Origin of the sequence: Microvirga pudoricolor (genome assembly GCF_016892705.1) — a bacterium.
In the GTDB taxonomy this organism is placed as follows: domain Bacteria; phylum Pseudomonadota; class Alphaproteobacteria; order Rhizobiales; family Beijerinckiaceae; genus Microvirga; species Microvirga pudoricolor.
In genome coordinates, this window is record NZ_JAFEMB010000005.1 from 20,620 (window position 1) to 34,544 (window position 13,925).

Annotated in this window: 13 protein-coding genes and 1 tRNA gene; 8 read left to right on the forward strand and 6 right to left on the reverse strand. The window is 61.3% G+C overall.

Going from position 1 to position 13,925, the window contains the following annotated elements:
• The first annotated feature begins 78 nt into the window (after window positions 1-78).
• The gene (locus ILT42_RS16095) at window positions 79-2,205 is read left to right on the forward strand and encodes a sodium-translocating pyrophosphatase (RefSeq protein WP_204216653.1); all 2,127 of its coding nucleotides are present in this window, start codon (window positions 79-81) and stop codon (window positions 2,203-2,205) included.
• A gap of 125 nt (window positions 2,206-2,330) precedes the next feature.
• Here ILT42_RS16095 and ILT42_RS16100 read toward each other — a convergent pair whose 3' ends face one another.
• Window positions 2,331-2,789, reverse strand: coding sequence for an outer membrane protein assembly factor BamE (locus ILT42_RS16100; RefSeq protein ID WP_204216655.1), 459 nt, complete (start codon window positions 2,787-2,789; stop codon window positions 2,331-2,333).
• Window positions 2,790-2,886: 97 nt separating this feature from the next.
• On the opposite strand from ILT42_RS16100, the gene ILT42_RS16105 reads away from it, so the two are divergent.
• Window positions 2,887-3,429, forward strand: a complete 543-nt coding sequence (locus ILT42_RS16105) for a ubiquinol-cytochrome C chaperone family protein (RefSeq protein WP_204216656.1) — start codon at window positions 2,887-2,889, stop codon at window positions 3,427-3,429.
• On the forward strand, window positions 3,426-3,944 hold the full coding sequence (locus tag ILT42_RS16110; protein ID WP_204216657.1) for a YceD family protein: 519 nt from the start codon (window positions 3,426-3,428) through the stop codon (window positions 3,942-3,944). Before ILT42_RS16105 ends, ILT42_RS16110 begins: the two co-directional genes overlap by 4 nt.
• A gap of 69 nt (window positions 3,945-4,013) precedes the next feature.
• Here the strand turns inward: ILT42_RS16110 and ILT42_RS16115 are convergent, their stop codons facing one another.
• The gene (locus ILT42_RS16115) at window positions 4,014-5,684 is read right to left on the reverse strand and encodes a M10 family metallopeptidase C-terminal domain-containing protein (protein WP_204216658.1); all 1,671 of its coding nucleotides are present in this window, start codon (window positions 5,682-5,684) and stop codon (window positions 4,014-4,016) included.
• Window positions 5,685-5,873: 189 nt separating this feature from the next.
• On the opposite strand from ILT42_RS16115, the gene plsX reads away from it, so the two are divergent.
• The 5 genes from plsX to ILT42_RS16140 all read left to right on the forward strand — a co-directional run bounded on the left by plsX (window position 5,874) and on the right by ILT42_RS16140 (window position 9,133).
• The gene (gene plsX / locus ILT42_RS16120) at window positions 5,874-6,908 is read left to right on the forward strand and encodes a phosphate acyltransferase PlsX (RefSeq protein ID WP_204216659.1); all 1,035 of its coding nucleotides are present in this window, start codon (window positions 5,874-5,876) and stop codon (window positions 6,906-6,908) included.
• Window positions 6,909-6,917: 9 nt separating this feature from the next.
• The gene (locus ILT42_RS16125; RefSeq protein ID WP_324617746.1) at window positions 6,918-7,895 is read left to right on the forward strand and encodes a beta-ketoacyl-ACP synthase III; all 978 of its coding nucleotides are present in this window, start codon (window positions 6,918-6,920) and stop codon (window positions 7,893-7,895) included.
• A gap of 226 nt (window positions 7,896-8,121) precedes the next feature.
• A complete protein-coding gene (locus ILT42_RS16130; RefSeq protein WP_204216660.1) occupies window positions 8,122-8,436 on the forward strand; it encodes an integration host factor subunit alpha in 315 nt (104 codons plus the stop codon).
• A 23-nt stretch (window positions 8,437-8,459) separates the two neighbouring features.
• Window positions 8,460-8,990: a MerR family transcriptional regulator gene (locus tag ILT42_RS16135; RefSeq protein ID WP_204216661.1), complete on the forward strand. Its 531-nt coding sequence runs from the start codon at window positions 8,460-8,462 to the stop codon at window positions 8,988-8,990.
• Window positions 8,991-9,055: 65 nt separating this feature from the next.
• Window positions 9,056-9,133, forward strand: a tRNA-Pro gene (locus ILT42_RS16140).
• A gap of 243 nt (window positions 9,134-9,376) precedes the next feature.
• On the opposite strand, the gene ILT42_RS16145 is transcribed toward ILT42_RS16140, so the two are convergent.
• The 4 genes from ILT42_RS16145 to ILT42_RS16160 form a co-directional block, all read right to left on the reverse strand.
• Window positions 9,377-10,369, reverse strand: a complete 993-nt coding sequence (locus ILT42_RS16145) for a LysR family transcriptional regulator (protein ID WP_204216662.1) — start codon at window positions 10,367-10,369, stop codon at window positions 9,377-9,379.
• Window positions 10,370-10,391: 22 nt separating this feature from the next.
• Window positions 10,392-11,561: an amidohydrolase gene (locus tag ILT42_RS16150; RefSeq protein ID WP_204216663.1), complete on the reverse strand. Its 1,170-nt coding sequence runs from the start codon at window positions 11,559-11,561 to the stop codon at window positions 10,392-10,394.
• Window positions 11,561-12,220 carry a hypothetical protein gene (locus ILT42_RS16155; protein ID WP_204216665.1) on the reverse strand — a complete coding sequence of 220 codons (660 nt, stop codon included), beginning with the start codon at window positions 12,218-12,220 and terminating at the stop codon, window positions 11,561-11,563. The genes ILT42_RS16150 and ILT42_RS16155 overlap by 1 nt, the downstream gene beginning before the upstream one ends.
• An 82-nt stretch (window positions 12,221-12,302) precedes the next feature.
• The gene (locus ILT42_RS16160) at window positions 12,303-13,907 is read right to left on the reverse strand and encodes an ABC transporter substrate-binding protein (protein ID WP_204216667.1); all 1,605 of its coding nucleotides are present in this window, start codon (window positions 13,905-13,907) and stop codon (window positions 12,303-12,305) included.
• Window positions 13,908-13,925: the final 18 nt, after the last annotated feature.

A 13,925-nucleotide genomic window follows, 5' to 3' on the forward strand; every position in this document is an offset into this window, starting at 1 on the left:
CTGAGGGGAGAAGGCCGCATCGAGGCCGAGACCGGCCCTGACGAGCGACCTCCTGCCTTCCATGACAAGGATGGCACAATGGCACTTACGCTGATTATTGTGGGCGGTCTGCTTTCTATTGCCTACGGCCTTTGGGCCATTTCCGACGTGATGAAGAAGGATGCCGGATCGCCTCGCATGCAGGAGATCGCGGCCGCGATCTCCGAGGGCGCCAAGGCCTATCTGCGGCGGCAGTACATGACCATCGCCATCGTGGGCGTCGTCCTGTTCGTCCTGATCGCCTACCTCCTCGGCCTGCGTGTCGCCGTGGGCTTCGCCATCGGGGCCATCCTGTCGGGCGCGGCGGGCTTCATCGGCATGAACGTCTCGGTTCGGGCCAATGTGCGCACGGCGCAGGCGGCCACCCAGTCCCTCGGCGGCGGTCTCGACGTGGCCTTCAAGTCGGGCGCTGTTACGGGCCTGCTCGTGGCCGGCCTCGCGCTCCTTGGGGTCGCGCTCTATTTCGGCTACCTGACCCGCATCGAAGGCCTCGCGGGCTCCAGCCGCGCGGTCATCGACAGCCTCGTGGCCCTAGGCTTCGGCGCGTCCCTGATCTCCATCTTCGCCCGCCTCGGCGGCGGCATCTTCACCAAGGGCGCCGACGTGGGCGGCGATCTCGTGGGCAAGGTCGAAGCCGGCATTCCGGAGGACGATCCGCGCAACCCCGCCACCATCGCCGACAACGTGGGCGACAATGTCGGCGACTGCGCCGGCATGGCGGCCGACCTGTTCGAGACCTATGCGGTGACCATCGTGGCCACCATGGTGCTCGCCGCGATCTTCTTCGCGGGCCAGCCGGCCCTGCTGGAATCGATGCTGCTCTACCCGCTCGCCATCGGGTCCGCCTGCATCCTCACCTCCATCATCGGCACCTTCTTCGTGAAGCTCGGGCCGAACCAGTCGATCATGGGCGCCCTCTACAAGGGTCTTATCGCCACGGGAGTCCTGTCCGTTGTGGCCGTCGCGGCCGTGACCTGGGGCACCATCGGCTTCGGTCCCATCGCCGGGACGGATTACAGCGGCCTGAGCCTGTTCTGGTGCGGCGTGGCCGGCCTCGGCGTCACGGCCCTGATCGTGGTGATCACGGAATACTATACCGGGGTGGGCTACCGCCCTGTGCGCTCCATCGCCCAGGCTTCCGTCACCGGCCACGGCACGAACGTGATCCAGGGCCTCGCGGTCTCGCTCGAATCCACCGCCCTGCCGGCTATCGTCATCATGGCGGGCATCATCGTCTCCTACTCCCTGGCGGGCCTTTTCGGCATCGCCATCGCGGTGACGGCGATGCTCGGGGTCGCCGGCATGATCGTGGCCCTCGACGCCTTCGGTCCCGTGACCGACAATGCGGGCGGCATCGCCGAAATGGCCGGCCTGCCGAAGGACGTTCGCAAGTCCACCGACGCCTTGGATGCCGTGGGCAATACCACCAAGGCCGTTACCAAGGGCTACGCGATCGGGTCGGCGGGCCTCGGCGCTCTGGTGCTGTTCGCCGCCTATACGTCGGACCTGAACTATTTCACCCAGAACGCCGCGACCTATCCCTACTTCCAGGGCGTCCGGCCGGACTTCTCCCTGGCGAACCCGTACGTGGTGGTGGGCCTGCTCTTCGGAGGACTGATCCCATTCCTGTTCGGGGGCATTGCCATGACGGCCGTCGGACGGGCCGCCGGCTCGGTGGTGGAGGAGGTCCGCCGTCAGTTCCGGGAAAAGCCCGGCATCATGGCGGGCACGGACCGGCCTGATTACGGCCGGGCGGTGGACATGCTCACCCGCGCCGCCATCAAGGAGATGATCGTCCCGTCGCTCCTGCCGGTCCTGGCGCCGATCGTGACTTATTTCGTGGTCTATGCGATCGCCGGGAAAAGCCAGGCCTTCTCGGCCGTGGGCGCTATGCTGCTCGGCGTCATCGTCACGGGGCTATTCGTGGCGATCTCCATGACGTCCGGCGGCGGCGCCTGGGACAATGCCAAGAAGTCCTTCGAGGACGGTTTCACGGACGAGGCGGGCGTCACCCACCAGAAGGGCTCCGAGGCTCACAAGGCTTCCGTGACCGGTGACACCGTCGGGGACCCCTACAAGGACACGGCCGGCCCGGCCGTGAACCCCGCCATCAAGATCACCAACATCATTGCGCTGTTGCTCCTGGCGGTGCTGGCGCATTCCTGAAATCAGGCGTTTTCCAAAAAAAAGCCCCGGGGACCCTCCCGGGGCTTTTTGCTTCCCATCGATGCAGCAAACGAAAATGGCCGGGAAAACCCGGCCATTGCAATGTTGTGCGGGGCGGGCCCGGGTCAGGCGCCGAACGGGTTGAAGTTGTTCGTGCCCTTGAAGATCTGGCCCAGGAAGCTCGATTCCTCGCCGCCGGACGGGGTCGTGCGGGAGATGAAGTCGAAGACCTTGCCGTCTTGGATGCCGTAAAGGGCGACGCGCTCGACCCGGAGGCCGTTGTCGAAATAGACGGCGGTCACCTGCTGGTCGACCACGGACTCGCCGAGGAACTGAAGCGTCCGCTGCGATTTCTGGCTGATATAGTACCAGTTCTTGTTGCCGACGGTGGAGACCGTGGAGGGAGTGCCCAGGGTATTGAGGACCTGCTCGGCGCTCATGCCCTTCTTCACGCTGGCCAGGGCCTGCTCGTCGACGATATAGCCGCGCTGGAAGGTCTCGCCGCCCATGCATCCCGCGAGGGCCGAGGTCAGGAGAGCGGCGGCCGCCAGGCGGGCCAGTGTTTTACGAGATGAACGCGTCATATCACTCTTCCAACGATGCGGCGCCGTTGAGCTTGCGCCTTTGGATGCGGATGGCGTACCCCGGTGTCGAGATTTTGACAAGGCAGGACACTCCAAGGTGATCTTCAACCTCTTTCGCAGGGATCCCCGACGCGAGATGATCGCGACCCTCTACGAGCGGGTCGCCACGGCCTCGCGGCAGCCGGGACTTTATACCGGGTTGGGCGTGCCGGACACACTCGAGGGCCGGTTCGAATCCTTGTCTCTCCACATGATTTTGGCCCTGCGGGCCCTGCGCGGGCGGCCCGATCCGGCAGCGGAGGTCGCCAAGGACCTCACCGATGCCTTGTTTCGCGACCTGGACAGTTCCCTTCGGGAAATGGGCGTCGGCGACACGGTTGTGCCCAAGCGCATGAAGAAGCTCGCCAGCGCCTTCTACGGCCGGGCTCACGCCTACGACGCCGCCCTCGACGCCGGGGACGAGACCGGCGTCGCGGAGGTCTTGGCCCGCAACGTTCAGGGCAGCGACGTGCCGGCGGAGGCTCTCGCGCGTTATGTTCTGGCAGCCGACCGCCGGATCCGGCAGCCGGATCTCGATGCCATCCTGGAGAAAGGCCTCGATTTCCCGACCCCCGAAACTTTCATGGAGACGTCCCGATGACCCCGGATGAAGTTGGCCCACTGACCCGCCCGGTCGATGTCGTCCACATGCCGGCCCGGGGCACCCAGGCTCATGTTCACGCCACCGAGGAGGAGTGCCGGGCGCTCGCCCGGGACTTCAAGCTGCCCGCCATCCGCTCGCTCACGGGGGACTTCACCCTTGAGAAGACCGCCAAGGGCATCCAGGTGCGCGGCACGGTCCGGGCGGACATCACCCAGACGTGCGTCGCGACCCTCGAGGATTTCGATTCCACCGTCGAAGAGGACGTCGACGTGGACTTCGCGGAGCCGGAGGGCATGCCCGCCGCCCCCCCGACCGACGAACATGATTTCGACCCACCCGACGAGATCGTGAACGGCAAGATCGATCTGGGAGCCCTGACCGCCGAATTCCTGGCGCTGGGCCTCGACCCTTATCCCCGCAAGCCCGGCGCCGCCTTCGAGGGCGGCGACAAAGACAAGGAGGAATCCCCCTTTGCGGCCCTGGCGAAGCTGAAGGGGCAGGGCGGGGACTGAGGCCGAGTTCGCGCTTGCAGAACAGGAACCATGAGCGAGCCGGAGCGGCACGGGCCGCTCCCCAAGAACTCAAATAACCATAAAATCGCCGTGCTTGATGGTCGGCTTCATCAGCAGTTCGGCAAACTTGACCGCTCCGATTTTTCCGGTCCCGTCCGCGTCGTAGTACAAAGCGCCCTTGGTCTTGTCGTAGATGATGCGGTCATCCTTCTGCTTGGCTTCCTTGCCGAGCTGGAACGCGCCCTTTTTCAACGCACCGTCAGGTCCCACTTTCTTGAAAACATTGTTGTCGAGATGGATCTTATCGATTCTCGCCTGGAAATCCGTGATCGTATCGACGTTTTTCCGGGAAAGCGTGGTGTTGAAAACGAATATGTCGCTCCCTAGGCCTCCGGATAACGTGTCCATTCCGCCCATGCCGCGGATGATGTCATTGCCCGATTGGCCGGACAGCCGTTCAGGCGAATTGGAGCCGATGATCGTCTTGTTGTCCGGTACCGGCGATTGGCTGCTCACGGAGATGTAGAGATTGCGATCGAGGAAGGCGCCCTTGCTATCCGTGGCGCGAACCTTGACTGTATAGCTGCTGCCAATCGTGAAGCTGATTTTGGAAGGGTCGACGAGGGTGAGGTTTGTTCCGTTGAGGGCAAACCGGCCGCCCGAACCGTCGATCAGGCTGTAGGTCAGCGTGTCCCCGTCATTCGGATCGGTGCCCTCGACCGTGCCGACCTTGGATCCGGCCACGCTGTTATGGCTCACGTAGCCGCCCATCAGCCGAACGTCGCTCGGCGCCAGATTTTGGTTACCGAAAACGATCTGCTTCTTCGTGATGCGGTACCCGCTGCCATAGACGTCTATGTCCACAACCGTGTCACCGGCCGCCAGCGCCCGGGTGGGGGCATTGATGACGAGCGAGCGCATGAGGGCGCTGACAGCTTCGGATGAAACACCGGTGCCGAAGGAAAACGATATTGATCCGCCGTAGTAGCTCGAAGTGGAAAAGTCGGCGAGATAAGTATCTTTGAAATAGACTTTCCCTGAGCCTGAGACTGAACTCGAGAATGCGATGTTGTTGGTCGCCGTGAGGGCGATCGTGCCGTAATCTTGCCAGACCTGCTTCTTGGCGATACTCACCGACAGGGCCTTGATGGAGTTGAAGTCGTCCGAGATGACCGCGTCCGCGTTGCTGTCGAGCGCAATCCTGTCGCCTGACTTCAACTCCCGCTTCATCTCGTCGAGTCCTGTGACCGTGGGAGCGCGATTGACGGATATCAGGCCGCTTCCGTGTCGGATCGTGTCGATCCCACGGCTATGGAGGAGGTTGATGTCATCGACGATGAGTTCGGATCCCTCGACGATCACCGTGTCGTTCTGAGCCGAAAAGCCATTCAGGACCCTAGCCAGACGTACATCCTTCGTGGAGAGGACGGCGTTGTTCGTGTTCATGTACACGATGTTGAAATTCGTGACCGCAACCGATCTCAAATCGATCGTGTCGCCATAGAAGTCGAGCGAATTCCCGGTGCCGACCGCGTCGATCGCTCTTACACCCGCGAGCTGACTGGCGTTCAAAACGATCCAGTCGTTGCTCGCCGTGCCCGAGATCGTCTCGAACCCCGAAAAAGTAATCTTGCGCAGGTCGAAATCGCCGCCGCCGTTCAGGATCAGCTTGTCTTCGCCGGCGCTACCCTGGAACGAACCACCTGTCAGGTCGCTACCGTATATAACTTTATCCGCCATCTCACGCTCCAAGCTACGCAACTCTGTGCAGCCCCTGATTGCCGTTAGGGCGCAAGATACACGGCAATATATCTAACGCAATAACATTTCGTTGGTCTCGGAAAGGTTCCCAACAACCCTATTGCGCCCCCGCCCTAAACCGCTATTTTCCGGCGCCTGAACCTAGAACCACGGAAGACAGTCCCGCCCATGCCGAAGCCAGTGCGTATTTCGCTCGATGCGATGGGCGGGGATCATGGGCCTTCGGTGGTGGTGCCGGGGGCGGCGCTTGCCCTGGAGCGGCATCCGGACATCCGGTTCCTCATGGTCGGCAACGAGAGCCTGATCGCGCCGCTGGTGGAGCGGAACCCGAAGCTCAAAGACGTGACGGAAATCCGCCACACGGACCTCGCCATCGCCATGGACGAGAAGCCCGCCCAGGCCATCCGGATGGGACGCGGCAAGTCCTCCATGTGGAAGGCCGTGCAGGCGGTGAGGGACGGGGAGGCCGATGCCGCCGTCTCGGCCGGCAACACGGGCGCCCTCATGGCAACGGCCAAGATCTGCTTGAAAATGATGGCCCATATCGACCGCCCGGCCATCGCGGCCATGTGGCCGACCATGCGGGGCGAAAGCATCGTGCTGGACGTGGGCGCGACCATCGGGGCGGATGCACAGCACTTCGTGGACATGGCCGTGATGGGCGCCGCCATGGCCCGCATCGTCTTCGATCTCGACCGGCCGAGCGTCGGCCTCCTCAATGTGGGCACGGAAGAGATCAAGGGTCTGGAGACCGTAAAGGAAGCCAGCCGCATCCTGCGGGACACCAAGTTTCCGAATCTCGATTATCGGGGGTTCGTCGAGGGGGACGATATCGGCAAGGGCACGGTCGACGTCGTCGTGACGGAGGGATTCACGGGTAACATCGCCCTGAAGACGGCGGAGGGCACCGCCAAGCAGATCGGCGAGTACCTGCGTTCGGCCATGAGCCGGACCCTCATGGCCAAGATCGGCTACCTGTTCGCCAAGCAGGCCTTCACGGCCCTGAGGGACAAGATGGACCCCCGCAAAGTCAATGGCGGCGTGTTCCTCGGCCTCGACGGCGTCGTGGTGAAGAGCCATGGCGGAACGGACGCGCTGGGCTTCGCCAGCGCCATCGACGTGGCCTACGATATGGCGCATTTCGAACTCATTAAGACCATCAGGACCATGCTGGAGCATGATCCGGCCGGCCAATCGGCCTGAGGACACCCTGTGAAACGTATTCGTTCCGTCGTGCGTGGCTGCGGCTCCTACCTGCCGCCCCGTCTGGTCACCAACAAAGACCTCATGGAGTTCGTGGAAACCTCGGACGAATGGATCGTCCAGCGGACAGGCATCGAGCAACGCCACATCGCAGCCGATGACGAGACGACTTCGATTTTGGGTATCAAAGCCGCCGAGGCGGCCCTGGCGGATGCGGGCCTTCAGGCGAGCGAAATCGATCTCATCGTCTGCGCCACCTCCACGCCGGATTATACCTTTCCATCCACCGCGACGATGATCCAGAACGGTCTCGGCATTCATCACGGCGCCGCCTTCGACCTGCAGGCCGTGTGCACGGGCTTCGTCTACGGCGTTGCCACGGCGGACAAGTTTCTGACGTCGGGCTCCCACAAGCGCGCCCTCGTCATCGGGGCCGAGACCTTCTCGCGGATTCTCGATTGGGAGGACCGGACCACCTGCGTGCTGTTCGGCGACGGCGCCGGCGCCATCGTGCTCGAGGCCCAGGAAGGCGAGGGGACCCCCGCCGACCGAGGCGTCCTGACCTCGCACCTCCGTTCGGACGGCCGCTATCGCGACAAGCTCTACGTGGACGGCGGTCCCGGCTCTACCAAGACCACCGGTGTGCTGAAGATGGAGGGCCGCGAGGTTTTCCGGTTTGCGGTCGGCATGGTCACGGATGTGGTCCGGGATGCCTTCGAGTCGACGCAGACCACCGCTGAGCAACTGGATTGGTTCGTGCCGCATCAGGCCAACAAGCGCATCATCACGGCCAGCGCCGAGAAGCTGGGCATCGCACCCGAGAAGGTGGTGATCACCGTCAACAAGCACGGCAACACCTCGGCGGCTTCGATACCGCTGGCCCTCGACACGGCCGTCAAGGATGGCCGGATCAAGAGGGGCGATCTCGTGATGATTGAGGCGATCGGCGGCGGGTTCACCTGGGGCAGCGCGCTCATCCGCTGGTAGTCGGGGGATCGTCCCCGCTCGCCCTCTACGAAAGACGGGGGCGCCGCCGGCAGAAGGCCACAGGGTCTATTTTATTGGAATGAAAGCCTTTTTGGTCTTTCATACCTATTCATAGCCGGGTATTCGGCTGTGTTCGTGAGCTTGGGCGGTTGACCGCGCGGCACCGTCTGAATAGCGTCACGTTAGGGGACGGGTGGCGTAAGCCGCCAACGCTGGGGGAGCGTGAATGGCCGGGAAGACTGTGACCAGAGCCGATCTGAGCGAGGCCGTGTACCAGAAGGTGGGGCTGTCGCGGACGGAATCTGCGGATCTTGTCGAATCGGTGCTCTCGGAGATCTGCAACAGCCTCGCGGCCGGCGAGACCGTGAAGCTGTCCTCTTTCGGTTCCTTCATCGTGCGCGACAAGGGCGAGCGGGTTGGGCGCAACCCGAAGACCGGCATCGAGGTGCCCATCGATCCCCGGCGCGTCATGGTCTTCAAGCCGTCCAACGTGTTGAAGGCGCGCATCAACGGTTTGGACGTCGACGACGCCGAGGATTAGCCCTGGAGGCTCGGACCTGAGAGATGGACAAGAGCCCTGACGCCTTTCGGACCATCAGCGAAGTCGCCGACGAGTTGGACGTGCCGCAGCACGTCCTCCGTTTCTGGGAAACCCGGTTCAATCCCATCAAACCCCTGAAGCGCGGGGGCGGGCGGCGATATTACCGCCGCGACGACGTGGAGCTCCTCAAGGGCATCCGCCACCTTCTCTATGGTGAAGGCTATACGATCCGCGGCGTCCAGCGCATCCTCAAGGAAGAAGGCATTCGTTTCGTCCAGTCCGTGGGACGGGGCGAGCAGACGGTCGCGGCGCCCGAATTGGGTGAGCAGGAAGATCCCTTCGACACGCCGTCCGCGAATGGATCGGCGCTGCCGGGCCTCGAATTGGCGGATTCGCCCCCAGCCTCGGCAGGGATACCGTCCGGCGAAACCGGCGGGTCGGGGCTCGGCGACGCCGAGATTCGGCTGCTGCAAGCCGCCTGGGCCGAATTGGATGAATGCAGGCGCGTGCTGAGCGCCCTGAAAACGCTCGCGGAACCGAACTCGCAGGAATAACCGTCGATTTCCGTCGATTAGGCGATTGCTTCTCCGGGCCCGACGGCTTATATGGCGGGCTCAGTCGGAGCGTAGCGCAGCCCGGTTAGCGCACTAGTCTGGGGGACTAGGGGTCGGAGGTTCAAATCCTCTCGCTCCGACCATTGATTTCAATGACTTAACCGGCATTGAACCTGATCCTTTCATCACGGGTTGCAGATTTTGGTTCGGTGGTGTTCGTCCAGCTTGGCGATAACCGACTCGGCCATAGCCTTCGGGCGAGCCAGAAACCGGTCATGATCTTCTGAGCGTGGGCCGCGAGGGGGCCGATCAAGGTTGCAATCTCACGGGCCGATGCACCGGCTAACGACCGTCCGAAAGCTTTGCCTTGCGACGGTCAGAGGGATCTAGCTTGTTACGAGATCAGATTTCAGGACAGGCAATTGTCCCCATTCTTGAGACAAAAACGAAAATGCTTCCCCAACGGAACTCGATCGGCGTGAGCGCGTCCTGAGAATTGCTACCTGGCGTTCCAGCTTTGGCTCCGTCCTGATCTCTACGAGGCCTTTCTCTTTGCTGACGCACGAGGGCATGATGCCATAGCCGACGCCGCTCCGAATCAGAGTCTGCATGGTCTTGTAGTCGTCCACCTGGAAAGCGGGATCGGGGTAGCGCCCGATGCTTTCAAAGAATGACTCAGCGCCCCGTGTGGAATTCATATCGCGCAGGTTGCTTATGAATGGCAAATCAATGAGATCGGATGCCCTCACTAGACCCGCGCTGGCCAACTCGTGCCGCTCGGAGACGACGACATTGACTGGCTCCGTTTCTACGACCACCAGCTCGATGTCTGATCGCAGAACTGAGTGACCGACGACGATGTCGAGTTCCCCCCTGCGCAAGCGTTCCACTAGGACGGTCTGCAGCTCTCGTGTCAGTTCGAAACGAGTCCCGGGGTGTCTCCGGTGAAACTCGGCAACGTATTCTGCAGTGCGTACTGTCAGCGAGGGCAGCATGCCGATGCGGATTGTTCCGGCCTCTCCATTGCGGACCCGGCGCATGGATGCCTCGGCGTCCTGCACCCGCTGAACGATATCACGGGCATCGGGTAATAAAGTATCGCCAGCGGCCGTCAGCTTCACACGCTGTCCGCTGCGATCAATCAACTTGACCCCACAACTGGCCTCCAACGCGACGAGATCCTGCGAAATCGCGCCTTGGGACTTATGGAGTCGATTAGCCGCGGCGGTAAGCGTACCTTCTTCGACGATCGCCAGAAACGTTTGAAGGTGCCTTAGACTGACTCGCAGATTCATAGAGGTACGATGCCACCAAATCGAAGATTGGGGAGAATTGTTTATCTCGGCCCTTTTTGCAATTTGGTTCGGCTTGCTCGCCATTCGTCAACGCATTCCTGTTTATTCAAACCAGTCGGGTCTCCGCCACCTTGGCATACAGGGCAGCCCCGAGGGGTAGGACCTGGTCGTCGAAGACGAAGCCAGGATTGTGCAAGGCAACATCACCGGAGTGGCCCAGCCAGCAGAAGGAACCAGGCACGACCGCGAGGAAATCAGCGAAATCCTCGCTTCCCATGACAGGTCTGGACGCGGTCAAAACCCTGTCACCGAAAAGCGATCCAGCGATCTCGACCAATGCGGCTGTCTCTTCGGGATGGTTGACCAGGACCGAGAAAACGTCTCGTGTTTCGAACGAAACTTCGACGCGAAACGAAAGGCCGACCCCCGCCGCGATCTCCCGCATACGGATCCGGACAGCCTCTCGAACCACATCCGAGAAAGCACGTACGGTTCCAGCGACGGAAGCTGACGATGGAATAACGTTATACGCTGTTCCGCTGTGTATTCGTGTTACTGAAACGACAGTCGATTCGTTCGGAGGCAGATTTCTGGAAACGATCGTATTGATCTCGTTCACCAGCGCCACGACAGCGGCTATGGGATCATTGGCATCCTGCGGACGTGCGGCATGGCTTCCCTTCCCAGCGACCGTGAAATCGAAAAAGTCCGCTCCCGCCATGGCAGGGCCGGGAAAGACCGACACCTCACCCAGCTGAAGGTTCGGCGAGTTATGAATGCCGTAGATTTCATCCAGCGGGAACCGGTCGAGCACGCCATCCTTCAGCATCGCTCGCGCTCCGCCCAAACCCTCCTCAGCGGGTTGAAAGATCAAGACCACTCGGCCTTTGAACTCGCGCGTTTCCGCTAGATAGCGAGCCGCGCCTAGAAGCATGGCCATGTGCCCGTCGTGGCCGCACGCATGACTGCAGCCCGGACGGGTCGATTGCCATGGGAGGTTCGTCGTCTCGGTGATGGGCAACGCATCCATGTCCGACCGCAGGCCCACATACCGCTTTCCAGGATGACGCCCTTCGATGATACCGACAACGCCCGTTCCGCCGATGCCGCGAACGGTCTCGATGCCCCAACTCGAGAGCAGCGCCGCGATACGGTCTGACGTCCGATGCTCCGTGAAACCCAACTCCGGATGCGCATGAAAGTCACGGCGTATCCGTGTGAGGTCGTCGGAAAAGGCCAGAATACGCTGAGGCACGTTGGCGAGCGGGGCTATCATCAGACATCCCTGCGCTTGTCTGGCCAAGGGTACATCCGGTACCCGACGAAATTGGTCTGATCGCTCAATTCGGTTCCGAAACGTTCCGATAGCGATCGTCGCAGGTCAGTCATGTCCGGTCGGTTCGGCCATTCGCTCAAAAGCAAATAATGAGGCCGGAATGACGGCAGTCGCGGATGACCTTTTGTGCGAGTAGCGAGGCGAACCCGCTTGGCACCCGCAAGCAGAAGCCGCTCCGCCGCGCCAGAGTTGAGAAACGCAATGACATCTTCGCCGCTGGATGGATTAAGGTCGAAACGCTCCACGGCTATCCAGTCGGAATTGAGCAACGGCCGGTCCTCAACGACAACCGGGGCTACGAAAACATGGGAGTAGATCGTCCAGGTCTTGTTGCGGCGGCGTGCTAGAACTGCCTGAGAGTAAACGTCAGCCGCAGGGATGTGCTTGTACTCAGTCCGCTCGAATAAATCGACGCTTTCGATCTCGTAGAGATCGAAAATCGACATGTCTCCCTCTACGGCGCGATAGGAAGTCGCGTTATCGAACCCTGCCTGAAAAATGTCAGGCGCGTGCCGATACGCGTACCATTCGGCAAAGGCTGGAATATCCTCATCTGCGAGATCCAGCTCTGATGTGTAGAGCTTGCGTGTCGGTATCATGGCAGGTCCATTGAGAGCGCAGCGGCGCCGCGCCCTCCGTCAGGTTGATAGGTGTCCAAAATCACGTGGGTAGCCGTCGAATCTAAGCTGTTTTTTTCACGTTCCAGAACACTAGCATATTCGCGCGCACGAGCCCGCTCACCTCACTGCGCACGGCGAAAGGCGTAAAATACTCTCCAGTCAAAATTGCCGGTAGGCTCGTCCATAGAGCAGCAGACAGTTCTTCGAGCAGACCCCGTTGCTTAACAGGGTCGCTCTCCGCCATGTATCGCCCGCGAATATCTTCGACCTTTTCATCACAGGGCCAACCGAAGTAGGTCTTGCCGCTGCAACTACTGTCGATAACGAAGTTCGTCACAGGTGAAGACATCACGCCGCCGTTGATCGCGGAGTGGATAATGTGCCACCCCCCTTTTTCTGGTGGATCCTTCTTGTTGCGGCGTACTTGCAACTGCGCGAAATCGACGATCTGAAGGTCGACGTTGACCCCGATGGAGCGCAGTGCACCAACGGTGACATCCGCTAAGGCGCCCTGCGCAGGCAGTTCTCGCGTGCCGACCACGACAATGGTTTCGCCCTTATAGCCTGCCTCTTCCATCAGCTTGCGGGCGGCGGCTAAGTCCTGCTTGCGGTAGGGCTCGGAGCCCACCTCGGTCTTGCTGTCTCCGTCGCAGCTAAAATACGAAAAGCAGTTCTCGTGCCACCATCCCTCAGGGCCATATCCGGCGGCCATGTAGTCGGATTGCTTAACAAGCATTGCCAGAGCTTGGCGCGCCTTCGGATTGTTGAAGGGGGGAAACAGGTGGTTGGGGCGCATGAAACTCAAGGCGCCAAACATCATGAGCTTTTCGACCCGGACCTTCGGATTGTTCTGAAACAATGGAAGCAGGTCCGCCGGGGTCTGATCGATCAAATCAATCTCGCCGTTGATCAGAGCAGCCGCGCGTGTGTTGGCGTCCGGGAGGAATTTCAATTCAACTCGATCGACGTTCGCGACCTTACCGCCCGCAAGACCGCTGGGAGGCTCGTTGCGTGGAACATAATCTGTATTTTTGACCCACACGGCCTGATTGCCGATCCGCCACTCGGCGCGCACGAACTTGAACGGTCCTGAGCCAACAGACGTCGTCACTGCCTTGAAAGGGTCCGTTTCGACATCGGCCTTCCGCATAATTATCGGCTGGTTTCCACCGACCGGGGAAAGTGCCATTTCGACGAAAGGAAACGGTGTTGCGAGCTTGAGGACAAACGTGTCGGTCGTGGTCGCATCGAAAGACGCAATGATGCTTCCGAGCTTGGCTCCCAGGGTGTCCCGTACCATCCAGCGCTTGATCGAAGCCACAACATCGGCTGCCGTCACTGGCTGCCCGTCATGAAAGCGCAAGTCCGGCCTGAGCTTGAATTCATACGTCAGGCGGTCAGTCGAGATCGAATGATCGCCGACCATCTGCCGCTGAGGCTGCATTTTCTCGTCGAGGGCGAAGAGAGTGTCGTAGACCATCATCCCGTACTGGCCGGTCGTGGTGGTCGTCGTGATCATCGGGTCGAGCGTGCTCAGGTCGGAACTCGGGGTATACCGAAGCGTCCGCGCTGGGTCGGCTTGGGCCCAAGCGGGCCCGTGGAGCGCGCGTGCGAGAAAGGGCAGGGCAATACCCGCCTTGAGCAGGCTGCGACGTTCAATCTGCATTCTAGTCCCCTCTCTTCT